This is a genomic window from Luteirhabdus pelagi, from assembly GCF_016827595.1.
Taxonomy (GTDB): Bacteria; Bacteroidota; Bacteroidia; order Flavobacteriales; family Flavobacteriaceae; genus Luteirhabdus; species Luteirhabdus pelagi.
On sequence record NZ_JAECMS010000021.1, the window covers coordinates 1 to 1,780 of the forward strand.

1 protein-coding gene is annotated in these 1,780 nt (G+C 33.9%); it reads left to right on the plus strand.

The window, feature by feature from the left end; all coding sequences use genetic code 11:
* A partial coding sequence (locus I4Q58_RS15365) for a hypothetical protein (protein WP_203296794.1) occupies nucleotides 1-1,148 on the plus strand: 1,148 nt, incomplete at its 5' end.
* Between the last annotated feature and the right edge of the window lie 632 nt (nucleotides 1,149-1,780).

The window sequence follows — 1,780 nt, forward strand, 5'->3', positions numbered from 1 at the left end:
CGGAAGAACAAAGAAAAACTGGAATTTTTAACCATTTAAACAACCAAAAAATGGTCAACCTATTTCAGGACAAGACAAAAAAATCGATGATTAAAAAATTTAATAATCAATCTGAATATTATCCTATCGTTCTTTTGCCTGAAAAGATTCTGGCATCAATTGATTATGGAATTTCTGAAATCGAGATTGCAAATAGGCTGAAAATTAGAAAACCAGTATTAAGAAAACTTGTCAAGCCTGAACTACCCATATATAGTAGTCGGCAACAGAATACCACATCTAAACTATCGAAGATAAATCTTCCCTTCTTGCTTCTGATATTAATAATTGCAATTGGAATAGGTTCTTCCGCAGACACATTTCTTGAGGGATTTGGTTTGGGACTATTGATTTTTGCGGTTGAATTCTTTGGATTATGGATTGGGGGCATTCCACTTATTGAATTCGAAGAAAGCCTTAACTATACTTATGTAGAGCAAGAGGAAAAAGAAAGAAAGGAAACTCATAAAATTTATAAAAGAAAATTAGATCATTACTATTCAGAACTTGGAACATATCGACAAGACCATGAAAAGAAACTAAATGAGTATAGAGATGAGATCCAGAAAAACAGAACAAAGTTTGAATTTGAAAGGCATTATGAGAATTTAAAACCTGATATAATTGCATCGAGAGGAAAACCATCGCTAAAAAGAGGAATTGCAGAATTGAGATTTTTAGAAAAGCTTGATGCAGAATTAAGGGATTTGGTATTTATAGACATGGTTCCAAAATTTGATTATTCGTTAGGTAAAAAAAACTATAATCCTGACTTTACTCTGATTTGCAAGCGTACCAGTTTGCATATTGATATTGAAATTGACGAACCTTACACACTAAAGGATAAATTTCCGATACATTACATAGATGGTCCTGATGATGAAAGGAATGAATTTTTTTTAGAAAATAATTGGTGCATAATAAGGTTGAGTGAGAAACAAGTGATGCAAGAAAGTAATGAATGCATTGCCACAATAAAATCCGTTTATCAAAATATCATTAATAAACTCGATCATTATACTACAAATTTGAGCGAAAATGAGCGTTGGACTTATGAAAAGTCATTTATTTTACAAAGAAACAAGTTTCGAGAAAGCTATTTGAACTGAGCAAGCCAGCGCACAACAACGTATAACGAGCGCATTGTTGCGGAGGTGAATAAGAAAATTAGAATTCCTACAACTCCAGACTAAAAAAGCATTATCTGAAAAAAACGTAACTTTCAAGACCGCAAAACGCGCGTTATACAAAACCGTTGCCAGTAATTGCGGTGATCCGCTTTCAGCGGAATTTACTCTGACGGATTTGCTGATTCTCACTCGGATGGTGTGACTCTCACTCGGTCGGAAATTGATTAAAACATTCTTACTGAATCTTGATTTGATTTTGTTGAGTTGAGTTATTGAATAACTGAACTGGTTTTGATAATGATTATAAAAATTGACTGAAAATCTTATCTGATTTAGGTCTGGGGTGATAAGGTTGAAGCTGAAGTTGAAAGTAAATCGCTTTCGGAAAAATCCTTTTCCGCAACTACAGGCAACAACGTATAACGCAAATTGCTCGGTTGATTCCCACTGGGAATCATCCTCGCAGGAGGTTTACCTAAAAGTAATTTCCATAAATTAACGTAAATTGTCCTCGCAACATTGCGTTATACAAGACCGTTAGCCATAATTGATGACAACCGTAGAATTAGGAAATATAAAATTGGAAATTGACCGAACAGAAACGGAAAAAT